The sequence below is a fragment of the Blautia sp. MSK.20.85 genome (genome assembly GCF_013317245.1).
Taxonomy (GTDB): domain Bacteria; phylum Bacillota; class Clostridia; order Lachnospirales; family Lachnospiraceae; genus Blautia_A.
The window spans coordinates 147,773-171,129 of the sequence record NZ_JAAIUN010000004.1; the positions used below are offsets into that span (position 1 = coordinate 147,773).

At 45.6% G+C, this 23,357-nt stretch carries 23 protein-coding genes, 1 tRNA gene and 1 other RNA gene; 22 read left to right on the top strand and 3 right to left on the bottom strand.

Annotated features, from left to right (window positions below; genetic code table 11):
• Positions 1 to 46 precede the first annotated feature (46 nt).
• Both spoVG and G5B12_RS03780 read left to right on the top strand, forming a co-directional pair.
• Positions 47 to 343, top strand: coding sequence for a septation regulator SpoVG (gene spoVG / locus G5B12_RS03775; RefSeq protein WP_119248096.1), 297 nt, complete (start codon positions 47 to 49; stop codon positions 341 to 343).
• Between the two features lie 260 nt (positions 344 to 603).
• A complete protein-coding gene (locus tag G5B12_RS03780) occupies positions 604 to 2,028 on the top strand; it encodes a PcsB-like coiled-coil domain-containing protein (RefSeq protein ID WP_118071287.1) in 1,425 nt (474 codons plus the stop codon).
• A gap of 192 nt (positions 2,029 to 2,220) precedes the next feature.
• On the opposite strand, the gene pduB is transcribed toward G5B12_RS03780, so the two are convergent.
• The gene (gene pduB / locus G5B12_RS03785) at positions 2,221 to 2,943 is read right to left on the bottom strand and encodes a microcompartment protein PduB (RefSeq protein ID WP_174087765.1); all 723 of its coding nucleotides are present in this window, start codon (positions 2,941 to 2,943) and stop codon (positions 2,221 to 2,223) included.
• Between the two features lie 227 nt (positions 2,944 to 3,170).
• On the opposite strand from pduB, the gene G5B12_RS03790 reads away from it, so the two are divergent.
• From G5B12_RS03790 to G5B12_RS03810, 5 genes are all read left to right on the top strand, one after another.
• Positions 3,171 to 3,722: a biotin transporter BioY gene (locus G5B12_RS03790; RefSeq protein WP_021977987.1), complete on the top strand. Its 552-nt coding sequence runs from the start codon at positions 3,171 to 3,173 to the stop codon at positions 3,720 to 3,722.
• A complete protein-coding gene (locus G5B12_RS03795) occupies positions 3,712 to 4,152 on the top strand; it encodes a DUF1284 domain-containing protein (protein ID WP_021977986.1) in 441 nt (146 codons plus the stop codon). Before G5B12_RS03790 ends, G5B12_RS03795 begins: the two co-directional genes overlap by 11 nt.
• A 495-nt stretch (positions 4,153 to 4,647) precedes the next feature.
• Complete coding sequence (locus G5B12_RS03800; RefSeq protein ID WP_174087766.1) at positions 4,648 to 8,103, top strand: Ig-like domain-containing protein; 3,456 nt, start codon at positions 4,648 to 4,650, stop codon at positions 8,101 to 8,103.
• 216 nt (positions 8,104 to 8,319) lie between these two features.
• Positions 8,320 to 8,393: transfer RNA gene (locus G5B12_RS03805), tRNA-Pro, on the top strand.
• A gap of 178 nt (positions 8,394 to 8,571) precedes the next feature.
• Positions 8,572 to 9,684 carry a DUF6128 domain-containing protein gene (locus tag G5B12_RS03810; protein ID WP_174087767.1) on the top strand — a complete coding sequence of 371 codons (1,113 nt, stop codon included), beginning with the start codon at positions 8,572 to 8,574 and terminating at the stop codon, positions 9,682 to 9,684.
• An 18-nt stretch (positions 9,685 to 9,702) separates the two neighbouring features.
• Here G5B12_RS03810 and G5B12_RS03815 read toward each other — a convergent pair whose 3' ends face one another.
• Positions 9,703 to 10,398, bottom strand: a complete 696-nt coding sequence (locus G5B12_RS03815) for an anaerobic ribonucleoside-triphosphate reductase activating protein (protein ID WP_021977983.1) — start codon at positions 10,396 to 10,398, stop codon at positions 9,703 to 9,705.
• A 279-nt stretch (positions 10,399 to 10,677) separates the two neighbouring features.
• Here G5B12_RS03815 and ureA point away from each other — a divergent pair, with 279 nt between their 5' ends.
• From ureA to G5B12_RS03865, 10 genes are all read left to right on the top strand, one after another.
• Entirely contained in the window at positions 10,678 to 10,980 is a 303-nt protein-coding gene (gene ureA, locus G5B12_RS03820; RefSeq protein ID WP_021977982.1) for an urease subunit gamma, read from the top strand.
• 12 nt (positions 10,981 to 10,992) lie between these two features.
• On the top strand, positions 10,993 to 11,352 hold the full coding sequence (gene ureB, locus G5B12_RS03825; protein WP_021977981.1) for an urease subunit beta: 360 nt from the start codon (positions 10,993 to 10,995) through the stop codon (positions 11,350 to 11,352).
• A gap of 12 nt (positions 11,353 to 11,364) precedes the next feature.
• Positions 11,365 to 13,086, top strand: coding sequence for an urease subunit beta (gene ureB, locus G5B12_RS03830; RefSeq protein ID WP_021977980.1), 1,722 nt, complete (start codon positions 11,365 to 11,367; stop codon positions 13,084 to 13,086).
• A 109-nt stretch (positions 13,087 to 13,195) separates the two neighbouring features.
• A complete protein-coding gene (locus G5B12_RS03835; RefSeq protein ID WP_021977979.1) occupies positions 13,196 to 13,702 on the top strand; it encodes an AmiS/UreI family transporter in 507 nt (168 codons plus the stop codon).
• An 18-nt stretch (positions 13,703 to 13,720) separates the two neighbouring features.
• Positions 13,721 to 14,200 (top strand): urease accessory protein UreE, encoded by a 480-nt coding sequence (locus G5B12_RS03840; protein WP_174087768.1) that lies wholly within the window; start codon positions 13,721 to 13,723, stop codon positions 14,198 to 14,200.
• A 9-nt stretch (positions 14,201 to 14,209) separates the two neighbouring features.
• Positions 14,210 to 14,923 (top strand): urease accessory protein UreF, encoded by a 714-nt coding sequence (locus G5B12_RS03845; RefSeq protein ID WP_118062382.1) that lies wholly within the window; start codon positions 14,210 to 14,212, stop codon positions 14,921 to 14,923.
• A gap of 19 nt (positions 14,924 to 14,942) precedes the next feature.
• Entirely contained in the window at positions 14,943 to 15,572 is a 630-nt protein-coding gene (gene ureG / locus G5B12_RS03850) for an urease accessory protein UreG (RefSeq protein ID WP_021977976.1), read from the top strand.
• Positions 15,569 to 16,375: an urease accessory protein UreD gene (locus tag G5B12_RS03855; RefSeq protein ID WP_021977975.1), complete on the top strand. Its 807-nt coding sequence runs from the start codon at positions 15,569 to 15,571 to the stop codon at positions 16,373 to 16,375. Before ureG ends, G5B12_RS03855 begins: the two co-directional genes overlap by 4 nt.
• Before the next feature lie 179 nt (positions 16,376 to 16,554).
• Complete coding sequence (gene tadA, locus G5B12_RS03860) at positions 16,555 to 17,085, top strand: tRNA adenosine(34) deaminase TadA (RefSeq protein ID WP_021977974.1); 531 nt, start codon at positions 16,555 to 16,557, stop codon at positions 17,083 to 17,085.
• Between the two features lie 160 nt (positions 17,086 to 17,245).
• Positions 17,246 to 17,683: a GatB/YqeY domain-containing protein gene (locus G5B12_RS03865; RefSeq protein ID WP_021977973.1), complete on the top strand. Its 438-nt coding sequence runs from the start codon at positions 17,246 to 17,248 to the stop codon at positions 17,681 to 17,683.
• A 190-nt stretch (positions 17,684 to 17,873) separates the two neighbouring features.
• Here the strand turns inward: G5B12_RS03865 and ffs are convergent.
• Positions 17,874 to 18,135: signal recognition particle sRNA large type (ffs, locus tag G5B12_RS03870), an RNA gene on the bottom strand.
• A gap of 248 nt (positions 18,136 to 18,383) precedes the next feature.
• Between ffs and G5B12_RS03875 the strand changes: the two genes are divergently transcribed.
• The 5 genes from G5B12_RS03875 to G5B12_RS03895 all read left to right on the top strand — a co-directional run bounded on the left by G5B12_RS03875 (position 18,384) and on the right by G5B12_RS03895 (position 23,277).
• Positions 18,384 to 19,466 (top strand): 6-phosphofructokinase, encoded by a 1,083-nt coding sequence (locus G5B12_RS03875; protein ID WP_118062409.1) that lies wholly within the window; start codon positions 18,384 to 18,386, stop codon positions 19,464 to 19,466.
• Positions 19,467 to 19,536: 70 nt separating this feature from the next.
• Positions 19,537 to 21,159 carry a DNA polymerase III subunit gamma/tau gene (dnaX, locus tag G5B12_RS03880; RefSeq protein ID WP_174087769.1) on the top strand — a complete coding sequence of 541 codons (1,623 nt, stop codon included), beginning with the start codon at positions 19,537 to 19,539 and terminating at the stop codon, positions 21,157 to 21,159.
• Positions 21,160 to 21,190: 31 nt separating this feature from the next.
• On the top strand, positions 21,191 to 21,547 hold the full coding sequence (locus G5B12_RS03885; protein ID WP_015525666.1) for a YbaB/EbfC family nucleoid-associated protein: 357 nt from the start codon (positions 21,191 to 21,193) through the stop codon (positions 21,545 to 21,547).
• Positions 21,547 to 22,143 (top strand): recombination mediator RecR, encoded by a 597-nt coding sequence (recR, locus tag G5B12_RS03890; RefSeq protein ID WP_015525667.1) that lies wholly within the window; start codon positions 21,547 to 21,549, stop codon positions 22,141 to 22,143. Before G5B12_RS03885 ends, recR begins: the two co-directional genes overlap by 1 nt.
• A 15-nt stretch (positions 22,144 to 22,158) precedes the next feature.
• Positions 22,159 to 23,277 carry a LacI family DNA-binding transcriptional regulator gene (locus G5B12_RS03895; protein WP_118062386.1) on the top strand — a complete coding sequence of 373 codons (1,119 nt, stop codon included), beginning with the start codon at positions 22,159 to 22,161 and terminating at the stop codon, positions 23,275 to 23,277.
• Positions 23,278 to 23,357 lie beyond the last annotated feature (80 nt).

Here is a 23,357-nt window from a genome sequence, read left to right on the forward strand (position 1 = left end):
GAAATTCCCGCAGATATGTTTAGCGAAATGAAAGGGGCAAGTAACAATGAATATTACAGATGTACGTGTGAGAAAGGTAGCAAAAGAAGGGAAAATGAAGGCCGTTGTGTCGGTTACTATAGATGATGAGTTTGTGGTACATGACATTAAGGTGATCGAAGGAGAGAAAGGTCTGTTTATCGCAATGCCAAGCCGTAAGGCAAGTGACGGAGAGTACCGCGATATCGCGCATCCGATTAACTCTGCAACAAGAGAGCGGATCCAGAAGATCATCCTGGACAAGTATCAGGAAGTAATGGCTGAAGAAGCTGAGAATGAAGTTCTTATGGAGGCTGCAGAGTAGACACAGCCTTAGGGTGTATGGCAATGACAGCGGAGAAAGATCCGCATAGCTGACAACTTGGGAATTGAGACTGCATAGGATAAGATAAATAAAAGCTGCTGTTTTGCGTGGAAAATCTGCAAAACAGCAGCTTTTTTGGTGTGCTTTTGTTGCATAGAAATTTCAATTATTACGTATTTGTTACAGAAATAAAATAAAAGTATTGCTTTCTGTGAAAAATGTGTTATACTATAACCCATGAAAGGACGAAAGGTGTTTATATGAAGAATAGAAAAGTTTTCACATTACTGCTGACAGGTATGCTCACCCTTTCCATGGGAAGCACTGTATATGCATCAGGTACAGACGCTGCGATCGCAGAAGCTCAGGCGGAGAAACAGGCCGCACAGGAGGGACTTGCACAGGTACAGAACAGCATCGGAAGCCTTGAGAGCAAGAAGCAGGAGCTGGAGAGCTATCTGGCCGATTTAAACGCACAGTATGAAGATCTTACCAACAGCATTTCTGAACTGAGTATCCAGGCTGCTGAGAAGGAAGACGAATTAAATAAAGTAAAAACAGAACTTGAGAAGGCGAAGAAGGCTTCAGCGGATCAGTATGAATCCATGAAACTCCGAATCGCATATATGTATGAGAATGCAGGTACTTCTGCATTGGAGACACTGCTCTCATCCGAGAGCCTTGCAGAATTTCTGAACCGCGCGGAGAATGCGATCCAGATTTCTACATATGACAGAAATATGCTGGATAAATATGTCAGCCTCCAGAAGAATATCCAGGAGAATGAGAAGAAGGTCGAGACAGAGTCAGCAGAGATTGATAATCTGATGACTGAGCGTGCATCCAAGCAGCAGGAAGTACAGTCCATGGCGGCAAGTACAAGTGATGATATCAATTCTTATGTAGATCAGATCAGCGCCAGCCAGGAAGAGGCACAGCAGCTGATGGCAGATATCAGTAATGCGGACAGTAATATTACTGCACTGGTGCAGCAGGCAGAAGCTGAGAAAGCTGCAGAAGAGAAAGCCAGGGCCGAAGCGGCAGCGGAAGCTGAACGACAGGCTGCAGCGAAAGCGGCAGAAGAGGAAAAAGCGCAGAATACAGAAGATGCTTCTTCTGACAGCAGTTACGAAGATACAGACAATTCTTCTTCTGACAGCAGTTCTGAAGATGCAGGAGATAATTATGATGATTATGGATATGATCCGGATGAGGATACTACAGAATCTTCCAGCAGTTCTACAAGTTCCGATGTGGTTGTAGAGGAAGAGGATGCGGAGGAAGACGAGGCACAGGCTGGTGGCGCATCAGAAGATACAGATGAGAGTTATGAGGATACTTCTGATGCATCTGCAGATACTTCAGATACAGCGGCAGATACTTCAGATTCCGGTTCTTCCAGCCAGGGGACCTACCTTGGAAACTTTACACTGACAGCATACTGTAACTGTGCACAGTGCTGTGGTACAGCAGGCAATCTTACAGCCAGTGGTACAGTTCCGACAGCAGGACGTACAGTTGCAATGGCAGGAGTACCTTTTGGAACCAAGCTTCTGATCAATGGTAATGTATATACAGTAGAGGATCTTGGAACTCCTTATGGACATGTGGATATCTACTGCGGAAGCCATGAGGAGGCATTAAGCTTCGGACTTCAGTCTGCAGATGTATATCAGGTTGGCTGATTCTGACAGAGGAGAAAATATATAAAACGAAAGCAGCGCCACAGGATCGTGTTACGATCTTCTGTGGCGCTTTTTGCAGTAATAAGGGTCAAGCGGATATTCGCAATCCGCTTCGCTACTTGCTTGATTTGGTTAAAAAATAAGAGGCCCTGTCTTGTTATCCGGGTGTTGAAAAAAGAATGCAGGAAATTTTTACAGGTATGGGATACCTGGAATCTCCGGATAGGTTCCCATGCCGATGAGGAGTTCAAGCCCTGTCTGACGGCCCTCCAGTACAGCTGCTTTTACAGCACTGGCGTCACCGGAGATGGCGATGATCACTTCGTTGGAATGGCTGGTACCGATATCTGGTGTCATGTATTTTGTGATGGATACAGCTGCAGATTTTACGGCATTGTCAGCCATAACAAGTCCGATCGCGGCGGGAGAGCCTGCCATAAATCCGAATGCTTCCCCAAGTGGTGTACCAAAGGCTTTATGAATCGCAGGGCCTGCGCTGGCAGAAAAAGCAAATTCCAGATGTCCGGATTCGCTGATGTAAACTTCGCCGGCATTTTTGTTGGTCAGTTCCAGGGCCATTGAAATGGCGTGGCGTACATCGGATACGTCATTTCCGCCAAGTACAATGTAGTTTCCGTGTCCGCCCCAGCCTTTCGTATCTCTTGGAAGTTCAATGGAAAGCACTTCTGTGTTGGTTGCTTTTACTGCATCGTCAATGGCGGTGATCTGGCCTGCAGCACCTGTACGGGAACTGAAAAGCCCGAGACAGTGGTATTTGGTGCCCACATTCATCTGCTGAAGAAGGGAATCGTCAATTCCGGAAATCACAAGTCCGATGGTGTCAAGGACTGCAGTTCCCACGAATTCTGTCCGGGTGCAGGTGGTGCTGATGTTGTGTATATCGTGTATATCCATGTGGAAAAATCCCCCTTTTTAGGCTGAAAAATCATTACTTTCAGTATAACATCGGAGAAGAAATTTTGAAAGCAGAAAAAACGTAAACTGTAAGAAGGAAAATTGGTTGACAATATAAACGCGCTGTGTTAAATTATTAACAGCAAAAGACGGAAATCATTAGGAAAAGATGTAAGACGTTTTTCCGTCAGGGAAAGCAGAAAAAGAAAGAGAGGACTTAGGTTATTATGACAACAGTGGCAGCAACCAGAAGCAAGACGTATGATCTTGTTTATATCGCGGTTTTTGCAGTAGTGATGGCAGTTTGCTCATGGATCTCCATTCCGGCACAGGTACCGTTTACTCTGCAGACATTCGGAGTATTTATGGCAGTTGGCGTACTTGGAGGAAAAAGAGGAACTCTGGCAGTCCTGGTTTACGTTCTCCTTGGAGCCGTAGGCGTTCCGGTATTTGCGGGATTTTCCGGAGGAATCGGATCTCTTCTTGGAAATGCAGGTGGATATATTATCGGATTTATCTTTTCCGCACTTGTTATGTGGGCCATTGAAAGTGTTTTTGGCAGAAAGCCGGTTGTTCAGATCATTTCCATGATCATTGGACTGATCGTATGCTATGCATTTGGAACCGCATGGTTTATGTTTGCTTACACAAGAAGCACAGGTCCGGTAGGTCTGATGGCAGTTCTTGGCTGGTGCGTATTCCCGTTTATCATTCCGGATCTTATCAAGATCGCACTGGCTTATGTTTTATCAGGAAAGGTACGTAAATATGCAAGATAAAAGCATTGCCACGGCATATGCTTCCGATGAGGGCACAGAGGGAAAGATTATTCCGCTGCGCCCTCATCATGGTATGTGCCTGGCATATTTTAAGGGAGAGGGATACAGTGGCGGATTTACGGCACATATGGCAGAGATGTTAAAGCTTTTTCTTTCAGGAAAGAGAATAAGGCTTCATGTGGATACTGATGAAATCTGTTCTGCCTGTCCCAATAATCAGGATGGGATTTGCGAAGCCAGAGACAAAGTTGCGGAGTACGACAGTGCCGTTCTGGAAAGATGTGGATTGAAAGCAGGGCAGGTGCTGGATTTTGCTGCATTTACAAAAACAGTCCAGGAAAAGATTCTTGCGACGGATAAGCGCAGGGAAATCTGTGGAAACTGTCAGTGGAACAGTATCTGTGAGGAACAGAAGAGCCGGTGGGCATAAAAGAAAACGAGAATATAGAAATATAAAAAGTATATAATCTGAGAATAAGGTCAGAAATGATAAGGTTTGTTTTATTACATGATCTAATTTTTGAGATTATATACTTTTTTGCTTTAAATGACAGATAATAATATGGAATATTACGAAAATAATTTTTAAATGAGAAAAAAACAACAATAGCAAAGTGGATTTTTTGACAGATCTGTATAGACAAATGTTTTCAACCTTGATAAAATGACGACATGTTAGTTTGAACAAACTATCGCGTGCTTGATAGAGCACTTCTGCAGAGACTGACACATATTGCATATCCTGCAGAAGAAATTTCAATCAATTAACCAGAGCAGCTGCAAAGCGATATCTGGTATAGAACTGTGCAACAATACAGATCATGGATAACTGTCTGGTTCACAAAAAAACTGATATGGATTTCTCTGCGCAGAGTTTTCGATAGAAGAACAACAATTGTCGTAAAGGACAAACAGGAGGATAAGTATGCATAAGTGGAAACTTTTCAAGAAGTCAGTTGCACTCGTTTTGAGTTCGGCAGTGATCGCGTCAGGAATGCCGGTAACAGCAATGGCATCAGAAGCAGAAGTTTTTAGTGACGTGTCAGAAGAAAAAATGGAAGAAACGGCACAGGAAGCAGATGAAGAGTTCCAGCCGGAAAGTTCAGAGGAAAGTGATGTAGAAGATATTCAGGAAGAGGATTCAGAGCTTTCCACAGAAGAGTTCCAGCCGGAAGAAGAACTGCAGAATCAGGAAAATGCAGAAGATGTGTTCAGCGATGGAGATGCGTTCATGGCAGAAGCGGGAGAAGTTCTTCAGGATGCTTCTGAAATTACTGTGGCAGGAGTGAAATATCTCTGGTCCATGCAGCCGGCAGAAGGATATGTACAGATAGGAGATACCGGCGTTTATGTAAAAACGGCAGATGGCCAGACGGCTTTGAACGGAAAACTGTATGGAACTGCAACATTAAGTTATTCCGAATTTTATGCGGGAGATACCACACAGGAGAGCTATGATGCCATCACCTCTGCAACAACTGGAAAAAGTCAGATTTTTGCAAATGAGGACAGTACAGAAGTAACATCTTCCGGATATCAGATCCAGGGTGTGAAAAATGTAAGTGTTGCAGTGGAGGCGGAGACATATGTAGATGCACAGGCATTAAAAGCAGCGGATAAACTTCCAAGAGAGGGCGTTTATACGGAAGCAGCTGATATCACATTGAATGAAACACCATCACAGGAAGTTGGACAGTATAAAACACTGAATGCAGATGGTACATACAGCGCAACAAAATTTGATGTAAAAGCAACAGTCACAGATGCATCCGCTGAGATCCAGGCACCGTCGATCTGGGGGGATTACATGCTGGTAGTAAAAGAATCCAGCACAAAATATCTCCGTAATTCCAGACAAGATGATTTTGCAGTGGGTGGAAATACACTGGGAGTCATCCTTGAGACTGCAAGTGGGAAAAAAGTAGGACTTCGTCATACCTATGAAATCTGGGTACAGCCTTATGAACTTGCATTTTCAGCAGAGTCCGGGCTTATCGGGGAAAAAATTTCAAAAGTGACTTATATTACTCCGGATGGTTCCTACGTATATGAGTTTGGAGATAAAGCACCTCTTGTAAAAAAACAGCCTGAAGAGGGAATGAAAGTACAGGCGGCTTTTGTAAAAGAGAGTACAACCCAGATTAAAGTGGACGGACTTGACAAATATGAAAATCCTAAGGTTTCCGTATACTACACAACAGGAAGTGGTCATGGTAAAAAGACAACATATGTTGTAGATCATGCAGTGGCAGAGAACGGGGTGGTAACCTTTGACAGCAGTGTATCCAGGGCCGGGGATGAGATCTATACGGTTATGATCTCTAGCGATAATTATGTGGATATGAAAAAAAATATCACACTGACAGGCCAGCCGATCACGGTTTCCAATGTTTCCTATTACTGGGTAAAGGGAGCGGTGGATGGATATACACAGATTCCGGGAACAGATATTTATTATAAGGTGGCAAATGGACATCAGGCACTGACAGGAACACTTTACGGTACGGCATCTCTGTCATACGAGGAATTTTATGCAGGAGATGCAACGAGCCGCAAATATGATTCCGTTACATCTGCCACAACCAGAAAAAGCACTGCTTTCGGAAATGCAGATGTTCAGAATCTGACAGAAAATGGCTATGAGATCGCAGGAGTAAAAAAGGTTAATGTAGCCACAGATGCAAAAACATACATAGAGGCGCAGATCCTTTCAGAAGCGGGAGAACTTCCGGAAAGCGGAGTATATACAGAAGCAGCAGGGATCACCCTGGGACGTACTCCGACGGTAGAGCCTGGGCAGTATAAAACACTGAATACAGATGGAACATATAGTGCTACAAAATTTAATGTAAAAGCAACTGTGACAGATGCGGAGGCAACACTCAAAACATCTTCTCGCTGGGGAGATTATGAGATTGATGTAAAAGAAACCAGCACAAAATATCTCCGCAATACAAAGAGTGATTCCGATTTTGCAGTTAACTCCGGGATTCAGGGAATGATCCTGGAAACAACAGACGGCGGAAAATATGGCATGCGTCATATGAACGAGATGTGGCTGAAGGTGTATAAGGTTGCCTTTGCAAAAGATACAGGTCTTGAGGGAAAAACCGTAAACAAGATCACGTACATTATGGCAGACGGCGCATATGTATATGAATTTGCAGATGGTATTTATGTTAAACCGCAGGCAACAGAAGAGATGGCTGTTTCTCCGGAATTTACGGACAGCACCCATGTTAAGCTTGCAAATCTTGATAAATACAAAAATCCGAAGGTATCTGTTTTCTATACAACAGGTGTCGGACATGCTTCAGAGACAACATATCTTGTACAGGATGCAGTAACTACAGATGGAGTGGTTGCTCTGGATTCCACTGTAGCGAGACCGGAAAATGAAACTTATACAGTAAAAGTTTCTAGTGATGATTATGCGGATGTTTCTGTTCAGCTGGTGTATGGAACAATTGCCTTTAAAGAAAAGTCGGGAATTCTTTACATTGGAAGTTCCAGACAGCTTGAAGCTACAGGTGAGAACTGCAAAGATGTAACATATTCTTCCAACAATGAAAAAGTTGCATCTGTGGACGCAAACGGAAAAGTAACTGCAAAGGCAGCGGGAACAGCCGTGATCATGGCAACATCTGCAGCAGGAAAGACTGCACAGTACAAACTTACGGTAAAAACTCCATCCGTGAAACTGAATGTTTCAGCAAAAACACTTTATGTAAAAGGAACTCCGGCTACTGTTACACTGAAAACAACAACAGCAGGTGTTACCGGAAAAGTAACTTATACAAGCAGTAAATCTTCCGTTGCTTCTGTAGACGCAAAAGGAAAAGTAACTGCTGCGTCAGCAGGAACTGCTGTAATTACAGCAAAATGTGGTAATTATAAAGCAACCTGCAAAATTACCGTTAAAAAACCAACTGTAAAAGCTACGGCATCCGTAAACACTTTATTTGTAGGCGGGACAAGTCAGGTTAAGGTGGACAGAACAGGGCTTACCGGAAAAGTAACTTATGGAAGCAGCAGTAAATCCGTTGCCACAGTAAGTACAAGCGGAAAGATAACAGCGAAAAAAGCCGGAACAGCTACGATCACAGTAAAATGTGGAAGTTACAAAGCAACCTGCAAGATCACTGTTAAAAAAGGCAGCCTGAAGATCACGTCTAAAACTGCGGTAACTGTAAAGACAAAGAAAACAACAACCATCAAGGCGACAGCTACTTCAAAGGCAAAGATCACTTACAGAAGCAGCAATACAAAAATTGCAACGGTAAGCAGCAAGGGTGTTGTCAAAGGTGTGAAAAAAGGAAAAGCTGTTATCTATGTAAGCAGTAACGGAGTTACAAAGAAAGTGACAGTTACAGTAAAGTAATATCCGCTGATATTCCATCTGAAATATTATAACCGAAATATAAAAAACCTTTCCAGAAACCACTTCAGGTCTGCGAAAATACAGTCCTGAAGTGGTAAAAAATAAAAAATTCGATTTTTTTGAAAAATTTTAATTTTTTCTATTGACAAAGGACAGAAACTCTAATATAATAGCTCTTGCAGTTGAGCAACACACAAACAACTGAAAACAAAATAACGAAGCGTGGCTCAGTTTGGTAGAGCGCTGCGTTCGGGACGCAGAGGTCGCAGGTTCAAATCCTGTCGCTTCGACTAAAGCTTTGAGAATCCCTTGGTTGAGGGATTCTTTTTTTGCATATAAAGAAATACAGAACGTTATCTTCCAGAGAATCTTCTGTGCATGGCTGGTCTGAAGGTTTTGCTGTTAATGGAATGATTCCACGGAATTTTCATATATATTAACGAAACCGAAATACTGGAGGGACGTGTGTTGGCTGGATATCAGCGTTTTGTTGCGTATGTGTACGAGTATCGGAAAGGGAAAAAGGACGGCAGCAGTGGCTATGTGAGGGTGGAGGCCAGAGGTCAGGAGTGCCGGATCGAGGTTCATCTGCGCTGTGCAGGACTGGAACCGGGGAGCCGGTGCCGGGTGTATGGTTTTGTGCGGCGGGAAGGACTGATGGATGGAATCCTGATCGGAAGTTGTGTGACCGGGCGGGAGCAGATTGAGTGTATGCTGGAAACAGATACGGAGAATATTGGAGGTATGGGAAAAAATCTCCGGGAGCTTGGAGGTATGCTGCTGATCTCGGATGCAGGAGGATTCTGGGGAACGGAGTGGGATGACCAGCCCATCCGGCCGGATAATTTCCGGGAGTGGAAGAAAGAAGAAACAGATGCTCATAAGGAAAAGAAAACGGAGAAAGGAGAAGGACAACGGGGAGAAACTGCAGAAGCAGAAGAAGATCAAAAAGCTGGTTTTTCTGCAGAAGTGCAGGAAAAACAGAATGCAGCAGACAAGATCATGACGGTGGAGGAAGTTCAGGAAGAAGTTGAGGGGATTTCCGTGAGCACGATGAACCAGGAGACAAAGAAAGGGCTGCAGGAGAACAGAGCTATTTTGGCAGAGGATGAACCGAAAATATCAGAAGCGGGACGCCCGCACCCGGGGCAGGCGCATCCAGAACCGGGATCGAGACCACCGGAATCACCGCGTCCAGGTTCCCCATCGCCAGGACCGGGCCCAAGACCACCGGAACCACCGAGGCCGCCCCGGCCAACTCCAGGCATCCCCTATGATCCATTCAATGACGGACAGTTTACAGACTGCCGTAAGATCAAACCATCCGACTGCAGTACCTTATGCAGAAAAAACGGCTGTTTCTGTAACAACCGTTTTGTCATGTACGGATATCAGAATTTTGGCCATCTTCTGCTGTGCAGAAATCACCGGGGTCAGTACATACTGGGAGTCCCCGGCAGTTACAGCCAGCAGGAACGCTTCATGGCAAACATGTTTGGCTTTCCATATTTTCGGGAAAGTCCGAAGATCCACATTCCGGGCGGAAAAGGTGGATACTGGTACTGCTTTATTAATATCTGAGTGGAAAATTGAGCATCTTTACAGATCCATACCACGGATTTCCACTACCGGGATCGTCCGAGACAGGATATCCCGGTAGTTTTTCATTTCTTCTTCGGAGCAGGAAGAAAATCCTGGCATCAGAACTCCCTCCGAATCACGGTAAGCCTGAAGATAATAAGCTTTTGCACCACGGAGCCACTGGCTGATCTCCAGAAAATCATTTTCCGAGTGAAGTTCACGGACAACTGTAGTACGGAACTCATAATCCAGATCTCCGGAACATAGCCATCCGGCAGTTTCACGGATCGCATCCAGATTAACATTTACACCGGTAAGTACGTGATAATTGGAAGGGCAGGCCTTGATATCCATGGCAACTTTGTTGATCAGCCCATCTGCTGCGAGCTTTTTTACCACAGAAGGACGGGAACCGTTGGTGTCAAGCTTTATGTCATAGCCAAGCTCCCTGATCCGGCCAAGAAATTCAGGGAGCTCCGGTGCAAGAGTCGGTTCTCCTCCGGAAACACAGACACCATCCAGAATTCCTTTGCGTTTTTTTAAAAAAGCCAAAATTTCATCCTCGGAATATCCGTACTGTGTGTCCGGCTCCACTACAAGAGCTCCGTTCTGACAGAAAGGGCATCGGAAATTGCAGCCGCCCAGGAATATGGTGCAGGCCACCCGCCCGGGATAATCCAGTAAAGTTGTTTTATTAAATCCACAGATCTTCATGTGTAAAATCCTTTCATTTTTACAGAAATATTCTATTATAAGAATACCCCAGTACGGAGTATGCCGCAAGTGGGATGTTGTCACTGTTCAGGCGATAAACAGCATGTTCTTTTGATATATGTGATGTGTAAAAAAAATGTTGTTGCTTGACTTTCCGGAAAAAAGCAGATATAATTCATTCATTAACGCAGACGATGGAGTCCGTAAAAACTCCATTGCCTGCGTTTTTTATTGGACTAAATTAGTAAAGACTAACAGGCGAAAAAGGAGGAAGAAACAATGAGACTTACCCCGAAGGAACAGGAAAAACTCATGCTCCATATGGCCGGAAATCTGGCGAAGGAGAGGAAGGAACGCGGACTGAAACTGAATTATGTGGAAGCACTGGCGTATATCAGTTCTGAACTTCTGGAACTGGCCCGTGATGGCAAAACTGTTGTAGAGCTGATGCAGCTTGGAACCACGATTCTTACAAAAGATGATGTGATGGAAGGCGTAGCAGACATGCTTGGTGAAGTGCAGGTCGAGGCAACATTTCCTGATGGAACAAAGCTTGTGACTGTACACAATCCGATTCAGTAAGGAGGAATTGACATGAAGGTTGGCGAAATTATCCCCGCAGACAGAGAAATCGTACTTAATGAAGGAAAAAAAACCACAAAGATCCTGGTTGCAAACAAAGGCGATCGTCCTGTACAGGTAGGCTCTCATTTCCATTTTTTTGAAGTAAACAAATGTCTCTCTTTTGACCGTGAGGCTGCATATGGATATCATCTGGATATTCCATCCGGTACTTCTGTCCGTTTTGAGCCAGGAGAAGAAAAAGAAGTGCAGCTGACCGAGATGGGCGGCAGAAAACGCGTATTTGGTCTGAACGACCTGACAAGAGCAAGAGCAGCAGAGGACACCAGGAAGGTTTCCATGGAAAAGGCAGCATTAAAGGGATTCTTATAAGGAGGGACACAAATGAGCGTAAAAATTTCCGGTGAAAAATATGCAATGATGTACGGCCCTACAACTGGTGACAAGGTAAGACTTGCGGATACCAGCCTTGTAGTGGAAGTTGAAAAAGATTACACCACATATGGCGATGAGGTAAAATTCGGCGGCGGTAAAACCATCCGTGACGGAATGGGCCAGTCAGTAAAAACATGCAGCCGTGATGGAGATCTGGATCTGGTGATCACCAACGCCCTGATCGTGGATACCACTGGGATCATCAAGGCAGATATCGGAATCAAAGACGGAAAGATCGCAGGGATCGGAAAAGCAGGAAACCCGGATATCATGGACGGGGTGACACCTGGAATGACCGTTGGTGCATCCACAGAGGCGCTGGCAGGAGAAGGAATGATCGTCACAGCAGGTGGTATTGATACCCATATCCATTTTATCAGTCCGCAGCAGATCGACTGTGCACTGTACAGTGGTGTTACAACCATGATCGGAGGAGGAACAGGCCCTGCAGACGGAACAAATGCGACTACCTGTACACCCGGACCGTGGAATCTCCGGATGATGCTGAAAGCAGCAGAAGAATATCCGATGAACCTTGGATTCCTCGGAAAAGGAAACTGCTCGGATGAGGCTCCGCTGATCGAACAGGTAAAAGCTGGCGCCATGGGACTGAAGATCCATGAGGACTGGGGTGCAACACCTGCAGTTATCGATCATTGTCTCAATGTTGCGGATGAATATGACGTGCAGGTTGCGATCCATACAGATACTTTAAATGAGGGTGGTTGTGTGGAGGATACTCTTGCAGCAATCGGCGGAAGAACGATCCATACTTATCATACAGAAGGAGCCGGCGGTGGACATGCACCGGATATCATCCGCGCTGCAGCGGCAGGAAATGTTCTGCCATCCTCCACAAACCCAACCATGCCATATACGGTAAATACCCTGGATGAGCATCTGGACATGCTGATGGTCTGCCATCACCTGGACAAAAAGATCCCGGAAGATGTGGCATTTGCAGATTCCCGAATCCGCCCTGAGACCATCGCGGCAGAGGATGTTCTTCATGACATGGGAATTTTCAGCATGATGAGTTCAGACTCTCAGGCTATGGGACGTGTAGGAGAAGTCATCACACGTACCTGGCAGACAGCCAGCAAAATGAAAGATGAGCGCGGGGCTCTTCCGGAAGATGAGGGAAAAGGAAATGACAACTTCCGTGTGAAACGTTACATTGCAAAATATACTATCAATCCGGCGATCACACATGGAATCGCAGATTATGTAGGTTCTGTTGAAAAAGGAAAATTCGCAGATCTTGTTCTGTGGAATCCGGCATTTTTTGGTGCAAAACCGGATATCATCATCAAAGGCGGAATGATCATCGCTTCCAAGATGGGCGATGCCAACGCATCCATCCCGACTACCCAGCCGGTAATGTATCAGCCGATGTTCGCAGCTCATGGAAAAGCAAAAAATGAAGCCTGCCTTACCTTTGTTTCCCAGGCTGCATATGATGCCGGAATTAAAGATATTTATGGTCTGGAAAAAACTGTGGTTCCTGTAAAGGGATGCAGAAATATTGCCAAAAAGGATATGGTGTTCAATAACCGTACACCAAAGATCACGGTAGATCCGGAAACTTATGAGGTAACGGTAGATGGAGAAGCCATTACATCCAAACCTGCGGAAAAACTTCCGCTTACACAGCTCTACAATCTGTTCTAAAACGACACAGCAATGATCTTTTGTCCGGGAAGCAGTCCCGTGGTGTTTATAAGAATGCTTCGGGACTGCCTTTCGGGCGGACTGACTTTACCATAAGGAGGAAAAACAGATGTTAGGAGTATGCCTTTTATTCGTAGGAATCGTTCTGATCAATAACGGAATGTGTACCTTATATAACGTAGACGGAAAATCCACGGCAGTTATGAATATCTTTACCGGTGGACTGTCACTGTTTATCAATTTTGTAAACCTGGTACAGGGAAATTATTATGCTGCAGGAACAGGACTTCTGTTCTGCTTTACCTACCTGTTTGTAGCTTTTTCCAGGATCTTAAAACTGAGTCCGATACCATTCGCGTGGTTTTCAACATTTGTAGCCATTAATGCGGTGGTATTTGGAACCATTGAGGGATTTCTGGGAAGTAAAACGCTGGGGATCACACCGGATATCCGCTGGGCGGGAATCTGGTATCTCTGGGCAATCCTCTGGGGAACTGCCTTTGTGGAAGACATCATGGGCAAAAAACTGGGAAAATTTGTTCCGGTGCTCCAGGTGATCGAAGGCGTAATCACAGCCTGGGTGCCAGGAGTGATGCTGCTCTTTGGAGTATGGTAAGAATAGAGGAGAAAATTTATGCTTTGTGAAAAAATTCTGGGAAAATTAAAGGATTTTGATCTTACTGGAAAAACGGTGGAATATGTGGATATTGAGTGGCATGAAGCATTCAAAAAGATCCACAGAAAAACCACAGACAGTGGTCGGGAAGTAGGGATCCGCCTGGATGATTCTGTACTCACAAGAGGACTTTTTCAGGACGATGTGATCTACGCAGATGAAAAACCGGTGATCGCGGTAAATACACCACCCTGTGAAGTGATCGAGGTATCTCTGGAGCCAGGACACGAAAAATATGTGGCAAAAGTCTGCTATGAGATCGGAAACCGCCATGCACCGCTTTTCTGGGGAGATCAGGAAAATACATTTATTACCATCTACAACGAGCCGATGATGGTCATGCTGGAAAAACTCCACGGGGTGAGAGCTGAGAAAAAGACTCTGAAACTGGATTTTGACCGCAGGATCTCAGCATCCATCCATAATCATCATCACTGAGGAAGGAATATGGATAAAATAAAAGAAATCCGCCGTTTTTTTCTGCTGCAGGTAAACGACGCTCTTTTTCCCATAGGAGGTTATTCCCATTCGCAGGGGCTGGAAACGTATATCCAGCAGGGGATTGTACATGATGAAGAAACAGCGGCAGAATATATCGGTAAAAAACTGAAACTGAACCTGGCCTGCACCGATCTTCTTGGTGTACGTCTGGCTTACGAATATGCATTGAAAGAAGATGTGGCGGCACTGGATATGCTGGAGGAGATCCTGGGGGCATCCAGGATTCCAATGGAACAGAGAGAAGCGTCCAGAAAAATGGGTTCCCGTTTTACAAAGACAATCTGTAAACTGCCTCAGGAAAATATTCCTATGGAAAAACGAGGTATTTTTGAAAAATATCTGGAAACGCGGAAAGGAAAACCGGTGAGTCACTGCTGTGCTTATGGAGTTTTCTGCGCAGCTCTCGGGATCGAAGAGGAGGAAACACTTTATCATTATCTCTATGCCCAGACCTCTGCAATGGTGACAAACTGTGTAAAAACCATTCCGCTGAGCCAGAGTGCGGGACAGAAACTTCTTTGTGGATGTTATGGGGAGTTTGAGGAAATACTGTCCTATATTTCGGACTGTACGGAGGATGACCTTTGTCTGTCGGCGCCGGGATTTGATATCCGGGGAATCCAGCATGAGAAGCTTTATTCCAGACTTTATATGTCGTAAACAGAGAGGAGTAATTTTTATGTCATATGTAAAAATTGGTGTCGCCGGACCGGTAGGTTCCGGAAAAACAGCGCTGATCGAAGCTCTATCAAGAAAGATGGCAGGTGATTACAGCATTGGTGTTATCACAAATGATATTTATACCAAGGAAGATGCACAGTTCCTTGCAAAAAACAGTGTGCTTCCGGTAGAGAGGATCATTGGTGTGGAGACCGGTGGATGCCCGCATACCGCTATCCGCGAGGATGCTTCTATGAACCTTGAAGCTGTGGATGAGATGATGGAGCGTTTTCCGGATATCCAGATCCTTTTTATTGAAAGTGGTGGAGATAATCTTTCCGCAACATTCAGCCCGGAGCTTGTAGATGCAACTGTTTTTGTTATTGATGTGGCTGAGGGAGATAAGATCCCGCGAAAAGGCGGTCCTGGCATCACAAGGTCAGATCTGCTGGTGATCAATAAGATCGATCTTGCACCGTATGTAGGTGCGAGTCTGGAAGTTATGGAACGGGATTCCAGAAAAATGCGAGGGGAAAGACCCTTTGTTTTTACAAATATCCGAGGGGATGAACATGTGGATACTATTGTAGAATGGATCAAAAAGAATGTGCTTCTGGAAGATCTGCAGGAAAGGCGGAACAACCTTTGACGGAAAATAAATTTGGGAAACTGTCCAGACTGTCCCTTCGAACCGGTATCAGAAAAGGAAAAACGATTCTGGAAGACGTGGCTTTTACAGCGCCTTACAAGATTATGAATCCTTTTCCAAAGAAAGATGGGGGAATTTCCGTGATGCCTTTGTGTGCATCAGCCGGGATCATGGAAGGAGACAGGCAGGAATTTGATTTCTCTGTGACAGAAGGAACCAATCTGGAGTTTCTGTCACAGTCTTTTGATAAAGTCCACAAAATGAAGGAAGGGAAAGCTGTTCGCCACGTGAAGGCACAAGTGGAAAAGAATGCAGTTTTTTACTATTATCCGCAGCCGGTGATCCCCTATGCACAGTCGGCTTTTGAAAGTACGATGGAATTTGATCTGGCTGATAAAAGCTCCGGGTTGTTTCTGCTGGAGATCATTTCCTGCGGAAGAAAAGCATCCGATGAACGGTTTCAGTATCGGAAATTTGCCTCCAGGGTAAATATCAGACGGGGAGGGCAGCTGATATACCGGGATAATACCCGTTATGAGCCCGATAAAATGGACATGGAAGGGATTGGAATGTATGAAGGATATACCCACATGGCCAATATTTTTCTAAGCGGCCCGGTCATGGACATGCAGGAAAAGATATGGGAAGTTCTGGAAAGTGAAAAAGAATGCGAAGGCGGTGTAACGCAGCTGGTACAGGGAGATCTTGCTGTCCGTATTTTGGGACATCGGGCACAGAAACTGCAGGAAACAGCCGAAGAAATAAAAGCGATTTTTGAAGAAGTAAATAATAATAACAGATAAGAAAACGCTGCAGAAATGAGTATGTTTTGAGAAATTTCTGTGGCGTTTTTTTAATATTATCAAGAGTAAGCGTGCATCGGATTTACCGTAAATTGACACATCATACGTGGATGGCTATAATCAAACAGAAAGAACGCCGGAGGATTTCCGGGATATAAAGTTACAGGAGGAATAAAAACGTGACAGATCAGGAACGTTTTATGAAAGAGGCGATCCGCCAGGCGAAAAAAGCACGTGCCCTGGAAGAAGTCCCGATCGGCTGTGTGATCGTATACGAAGGAAAGATCATAGCCAGAGGCTACAACCGCCGCAATACAGACAAAAATACATTATCCCATGCAGAACTCAATGCTATCCGAAAAGCCAGCAGGAAACTGGGAGACTGGCGACTTGAGGGCTGCACCATGTATGTAACTCTGGAACCATGCCAGATGTGTTCAGGTGCACTGGTACAGTCCAGAATTGACGAAGTGGTGATTGGCTGTATGAATCCCAAAGCGGGTTGTGCAGGTTCCGTGATGAATCTCCTTCAGATCGATGGCTTTAATCATCAGGTGAAAATTACACAAGGAGTGCTGGAAGAGGAATGCTCCGAAATGCTTTCCACATTTTTTAAGGAATTGCGGGAAAAGAAAAAACAGGCGAAAATGCTGAAAAAACAGGAAGCAGAGCGCCTTGCCGGGCAGCAAGTACAGGAAGAAGATACGTAACAGAATAGGAGTCTGTCAAAAGTTCTGATATATTTTCTCTTGACAGAATTACGCGGAAATATCAAAATAAAATCATAAATGAAATTCCGGAGAAAAGGATTTCATTCAGACAAAACGAAAGCTGTTCAGAATGGAACAGCAGAAAATGGAGGACCACAAAATGGAACTTGAAGTTTTAAGAAAAGACATGGTAGCAGCAATGAAAGCCAAAGACAAAGTGACCAAGGAGGCCGTTTCCTCACTGATCGCAGCAGTAAAAAAAGTTGCCATTGATGAGGGATGCCGTGATGATATCAAAGGAGATCTGGTAGACAGAGTGATCCTGAAAGAGCTGAAAACAGCCAAAGAGCAGATCGACACCTGCCCGGCAGATCGCACAGATCTGAAAGAAGAGTATCAGGCAAGATATGATATCATTGCAAAATATGCTCCGAAGCAGATGGATGAGGCAGAGATCAAGGCCTATATCGAGGAGAAATTTGCAGATGTTCTTGCAACCGGAAATAAAGGTCAGATCATGAAAGCGGTTATGGGAGATCTGAAGGGCAAAGCCGATGGTAAACTGATCAACCAGGTAGTTGCCGGATATTGTAAATAATATACGTATGTAGGAAAATGCCGGGGTATTCTGTTCAGATCCCCGGCGTTTTTTTGCAGATAAAGCAAGTGGAAGCTGAGGGCGCTTTTTGTTTGTATGCCCGATAAAAAAATCCCGCCGGATCAGTCATAAATGACGAACCCGGCGGGAATGCTGTTTATATAGAGATCATATATTATAATCTTTTTTTACGCGCGCCGCACCTCGGAATGGTCTCACAGACGTTACCTTTACAGTTAACTCAGCCCAGGCACCCTCACGGCACACAAGAGCTTCTGCTTAGTGCTGCTGCATTCCTACCCTGACACGGTTCACAGATTCCTGTTGCGTAAGACCCAGACGTCAACGCCACTTATAAAGGGCTGCTCCACAAGATACAAGCCTCAGATTGGCATCACCCCTGCTGTAGCGGATTGCAGGTACAGGGCACCGCTATCTCCCCGGCTGCGCGGAATTTAATTATAGACTCTTATGACGGATTTGTCAAGATGCACGAAAAATTTTCTGCCGGATGAAAAAGGAGCATTTCATGTTGTATACAGCCGGAAAATGCTTTATAATATTATAATGTGTAAAACTCTGTGAAAAGAGAAAACAATGGAGCTGTTTTGCAGGAAAAGATCCGTCAGAATGCCGGATTCCTGTAATGGACAGCAACAAATAAAATGTGCACATAAGAGGGCACAGAATGGAGGACGCTATGATTAAAAGAATCGGCCTGCTGACAAGTGGCGGTGACTGTCAGGCATTGAACGCAACCATGAGAGGCGTTGTAAAGGGACTGAGCAACAGCGTTGAGAACCTTGAGGTTTATGGATTTGATGACGGATATAAGGGACTGATCTACGGAAAATACCGTATGCTCACAGCCAAGGATTTTTCCGGAATCCTGACTCAGGGTGGAACCATTCTCGGAACATCCAGACAGCCGTTTAAGCTGATGCGGGTTCCGGATGAGAAGGGACTGGACAAGGTTGAGGCAATGAAGCAGACTTACTATAAACTCTGTCTTGACTGTCTTGTGATTCTTGGCGGAAACGGAACACAGAAAACAGCCAATCTTCTCCGTGAGGAAGGTCTGAATATCATCCATCTTCCGAAGACCATTGACAATGATATCTGGGGTACAGACATGACCTTTGGCTTCCAGAGTGCTCTGGAAATTGCAACCAATGCTATTGACTGCATCCATACAACAGCTGCATCCCACGGACGCGTATTTATTGTTGAGATCATGGGGCATAAGGTTGGAAGCCTGACGCTGAATGCTGGTGTTGCAGGTGGAGCAGATGTAATTCTGATCCCTGAGATCCCGTATGACATCAACAAGGTGGCGGAAGCCATCCAGAAACGTAACAAGGCAGGCAAGCGTTTCACCATTCTTGCAGTAGCTGAGGGAGCGATCTCGAAAGAAGACGCAGAGCTTCCGAAGAAAAAATACAAAGAGAAACTTGCGGAAAGAGCAAAGAAATATCCGTCTGTATCCTATGAGATCGCAGACCAGATCCAGCAGGTAACCGGAAGTGAAGTACGTATCACAGTTCCGGGTCATATGCAGCGAGGCGGAGAGCCATGTGCATATGACCGCGTTCTTTCCACAAGGATCGGTGCAGGCGCAGCACAGGCGATCATGGATGAGGAATATGGCGTTATGATCGGTGTTATCAATGGCAAAATCAAACGTGTTCCTCTTGCTGAATGTGCAGGCAAGCTGAAGATGGTATCCCCGAAAGATCAGCTTGTAAAAGCAGCCAAACAGATTGGAATCAGTTTTGGCGATTAATGAATCATAAGTCATCTGGCCGCCGCGGAAGTCTTTCCGCGGCGACTGTGGCGAAGAGAAGGAGAGTTTTATGAGTTATACTGCTCTTTACCGTAAATTTCGTCCCGATAATTTTGACGATGTAAAAGGACAGGATCATATTGTGACAACACTGACCAACCAGATCAAGGCGAACCGTATCGGACACGCATACCTGTTCTGCGGAACGAGAGGTACCGGAAAGACTACGGTTGCAAAGATCCTGGCGAAGGCAGTAAACTGCGAACATCCTGTAAACGGCAGTCCCTGCAACGAATGTGCCATGTGCAAAGCCATTCAGGCAGGAACCGCCATGAATGTGATCGAGATCGATGCAGCATCCAACAACGGTGTTGACAACATCCGTGAGATCCGCGAGGAAGTAGCCTACCGTCCAACAGAGGGCAAATATAAGGTTTACATCATCGATGAGGTGCATATGCTCTCAACAGGAGCATTCAACGCTCTTCTGAAAACACTGGAAGAGCCGCCTTCCTATGTTATTTTTATCCTGGCGACCACGGAGGCCCATAAGATACCGATCACTATCCTGTCCAGATGCCAGCGTTACGATTTCCACAGGATCTCCATTGATACCATAGCTGCCAGGCTTTCGGAGCTTCTGGCTGCAGAAGGAGTGGAAGCTGAGGAAAAAGCGGTGCGCTATGTGGCAAAAAAAGGCGACGGATCCATGCGAGATGCATTAAGTCTTCTGGATCAGTGTATTTCTTTTTATCTGGGACAGGTACTTACCTACGATAAGGTCCTGGACGTTCTGGGAGCCGTGGATACAGAGGTATTCAGCAAGCTCCTTCGGAAAGTGCTTTCCGGTGATGTGACCGGTTCCATCCATGTGCTGGAAGACCTGATCACAGGAGGCCGGGAACTGGGACAGTTTGTATCCGATTTTACCTGGTATATGCGAAATCTTCTCCTTGTGAAGACTTCCGAGAATCCGGAGGAGGCAATTGATGTTTCTTCCGAGAATCTGAAGCTTCTGAAGGAAGAAAGCGAGATGACAGATGTGGAAACCCTGATGCGGTATATCCGTATTTTTTCCGATCTGTCCAATCAGATCCGTTTTGCAAGCCAGAAACGTGTTTTGGTGGAGATCGCGCTGATCAAGCTTTGCAGACCGGCCATGGAGACCAATCTGGACTCAGTTCTTGACCGGCTCCGTGTTCTGGAAAAACAGATGGAAGAACGGCCGGTACAGCAGGTGATCGTCCGGGAAGGTGATGCCGGTGCAACCGTGGATCCAAGTGCGGCAGCGTCAGGCGCATCGCCGGTACAGCAGCCTAAGCCGCAGAAAGCAGCACCTGAAGATCTTCAGAAGATCGTGGCAGGATGGCGCGCCATTGTGGGGCAGACGACAGGGCTTTTCAAACAGTCCCTGCAGCGGGCGGTCCCCAAGTATAACGGGGAAACAGGAGATCCCATCCTTTATGTGGAATTCCAGGATTTCCTGGGAATGAATTATGTAGACAATCCGGAGGCGCAGAAAGAACTTAAGGACATTATCGCGGCCCGGACAGGCAAGAGCGTGGAGATACATATGCTGGTAGCCAACAAACATCAGCACACCAATCTCGCGCAGATCACAGTAGACGATGCACTCCGGGAGAACATCCACATGGATATCGTAGTGGAAGAAGACCCGGATGATGAGTCATAAATCCGTAAAATAAAAGCAGGAGGAAAATATTATGGCAAAAAGAGGTGGATTCCCTGGCATGGGTATGCCGGGAAACATGAACAATCTTATGAAACAGGCGCAGAAAATGCAGCGTCAGATGGAAGAGAACCAGAAGGCTCTTGAGGAAAAAGAGTTTACAGCAACAGTAGGTGGCGGAGCTGTTTCCGTTACCGTTTCCGGTAAACGCGAAATAACAAAAGTCACACTTTCCGAGGAAGCGGTAGATCCGGATGATATCGAGATGCTTGAGGACATGATCGCAGCAGCAACAAATGAGGCACTCCGTCAGGTTGAGTCCGAGTCAGCAGCAGTAATGTCCAAACTGACAGGAGGCCTTGGCGGTCTTGGCGGAGGCCTTCCTTTCTGATGGAATATTACAGCAGCCATATCAATAAACTCATTGAGCAGCTTTCCCATCTTCCGGGGATCGGAGCCAAATCTGCCCAGCGACTTGCGTTTCATATTATGAATATGCCAAAAGATCAGGTGGAGCAGCTGACCGCTTCCATCACCGATGCAAGGCAGAATGTTCAGTACTGTAAATGCTGTTACACGCTGACAGATCAGGAACTCTGCCCGATCTGTGCCAATCCCAAACGGGACCACAGCACCATCATGGTCGTTGAAAATACCAGGGATCTGGCAGCATATGAGAAAACAGGCAAATTTGATGGTGTATATCATGTGCTTCACGGTGCGATCTCTCCAATGCTTGGAATCGGACCGGATGATATCAAGCTGAAGGAACTGATGAAGCGCCTTCAGGGAGATGTAAAGGAAGTCATTGTGGCAACCAATTCCAGCCTTGAGGGAGAAACTACAGCCATGTACATCAGTAAACTGATAAAACCGACCGGGATCAAAGTAAGCCGTATTGCCAGCGGAGTTCCGGTAGGCGGTGACCTGGAGTATATTGATGAAGTGACGCTTCTTCGCGCACTGGAAGGGCGAGTTGAACTTTAAGCGGAGGTGAGCCTGGTGGCAAAAAAGAAAGCAACTTCGTCGGATGTGGCAGCACGTGCCGGGGTTTCCCAGGCAACCGTATCCATGGTGCTGAACCGGAAATACAATGTTTCTTTTTCGAGAGAAACCGTAGAACGGGTGGAACAGGCGGCCAGAGAACTTGGCTATGAGCTTCCGGGACGCCGGAAACATAAAGATGACAGAAAAGAAAAGCTGATCGTTGTTTTCTGCCCCACACTCACCAGTCCCTATTATGTACTGTTGCTTCAGGGAATCGAGGCTGTAGCCAATGAGCAGGGATACGGGGTATTTATCTGCAACACCCAGCGAGATGCGGGTCTGGAAGAAAAATATCTCCGCATGATGCAGACCATGCGGCCGGCAGGAATCATTTATACCTGCAATCCCCATCCGGATTTTCAGCATCAGGTAGAAAAGATCGCAAAAGAAACACCCCTTGTCATCATCAGCAACAAGGAAAAGACTACTACAGTAGATGCCATCAATCAGGATAATACCGTGGTAGGAAGGCTGATGGCCAGACATCTTCTCGATCTGGGACATACGGATGTGGCGTTTATCACGCCGCCTCTTACGAGACGTCAGTGGCAGCGTTCCAAGCGAGTGGAGGGCTTTGTCCGCGAGTTTGAAAAAGAGGGAAAAAAAGACCACGTGATCATCAAGGCGGCAGATGAGTCCAATGACAGAAAGATCCCGCGGATGGATTCCGAGTATGCCATGGGCTACGAGCTGACTATGGAGCTCCTCCATGAGGGCAGAAAATTCACGGCTATCGCAGGCCAGAATGACATGATGGCCATAGGCGCCATTGATGCACTGCATGAGATGCGCCTCCATGTACCGAAGGATGTTTCAGTCATCGGATGTGATAATATTTTTTATTCCAGCATCCGCAGGATCTCACTGACGACCATTGATCATTTTGTTGCGCTGAAAGGAAGAGATGCCTGTGACATCATTATCCGCAAGATCGACACGAATGATAAATTTTACCTGGATGAAAGACCTGCCAGCCTGTATAATATCGAATATACCCCGAAACTGATCACGCGCCGGACAACGGGGTATGCAAGACTGGATAGAAACCAGCCTGATGAACAGAAAAATAAATAATGGCGCATAAATTATTAATAATAATATATAGAGAGAGTTTCCGTGACACATTTGAATAGAAACCTTGTTAGCTACGACAA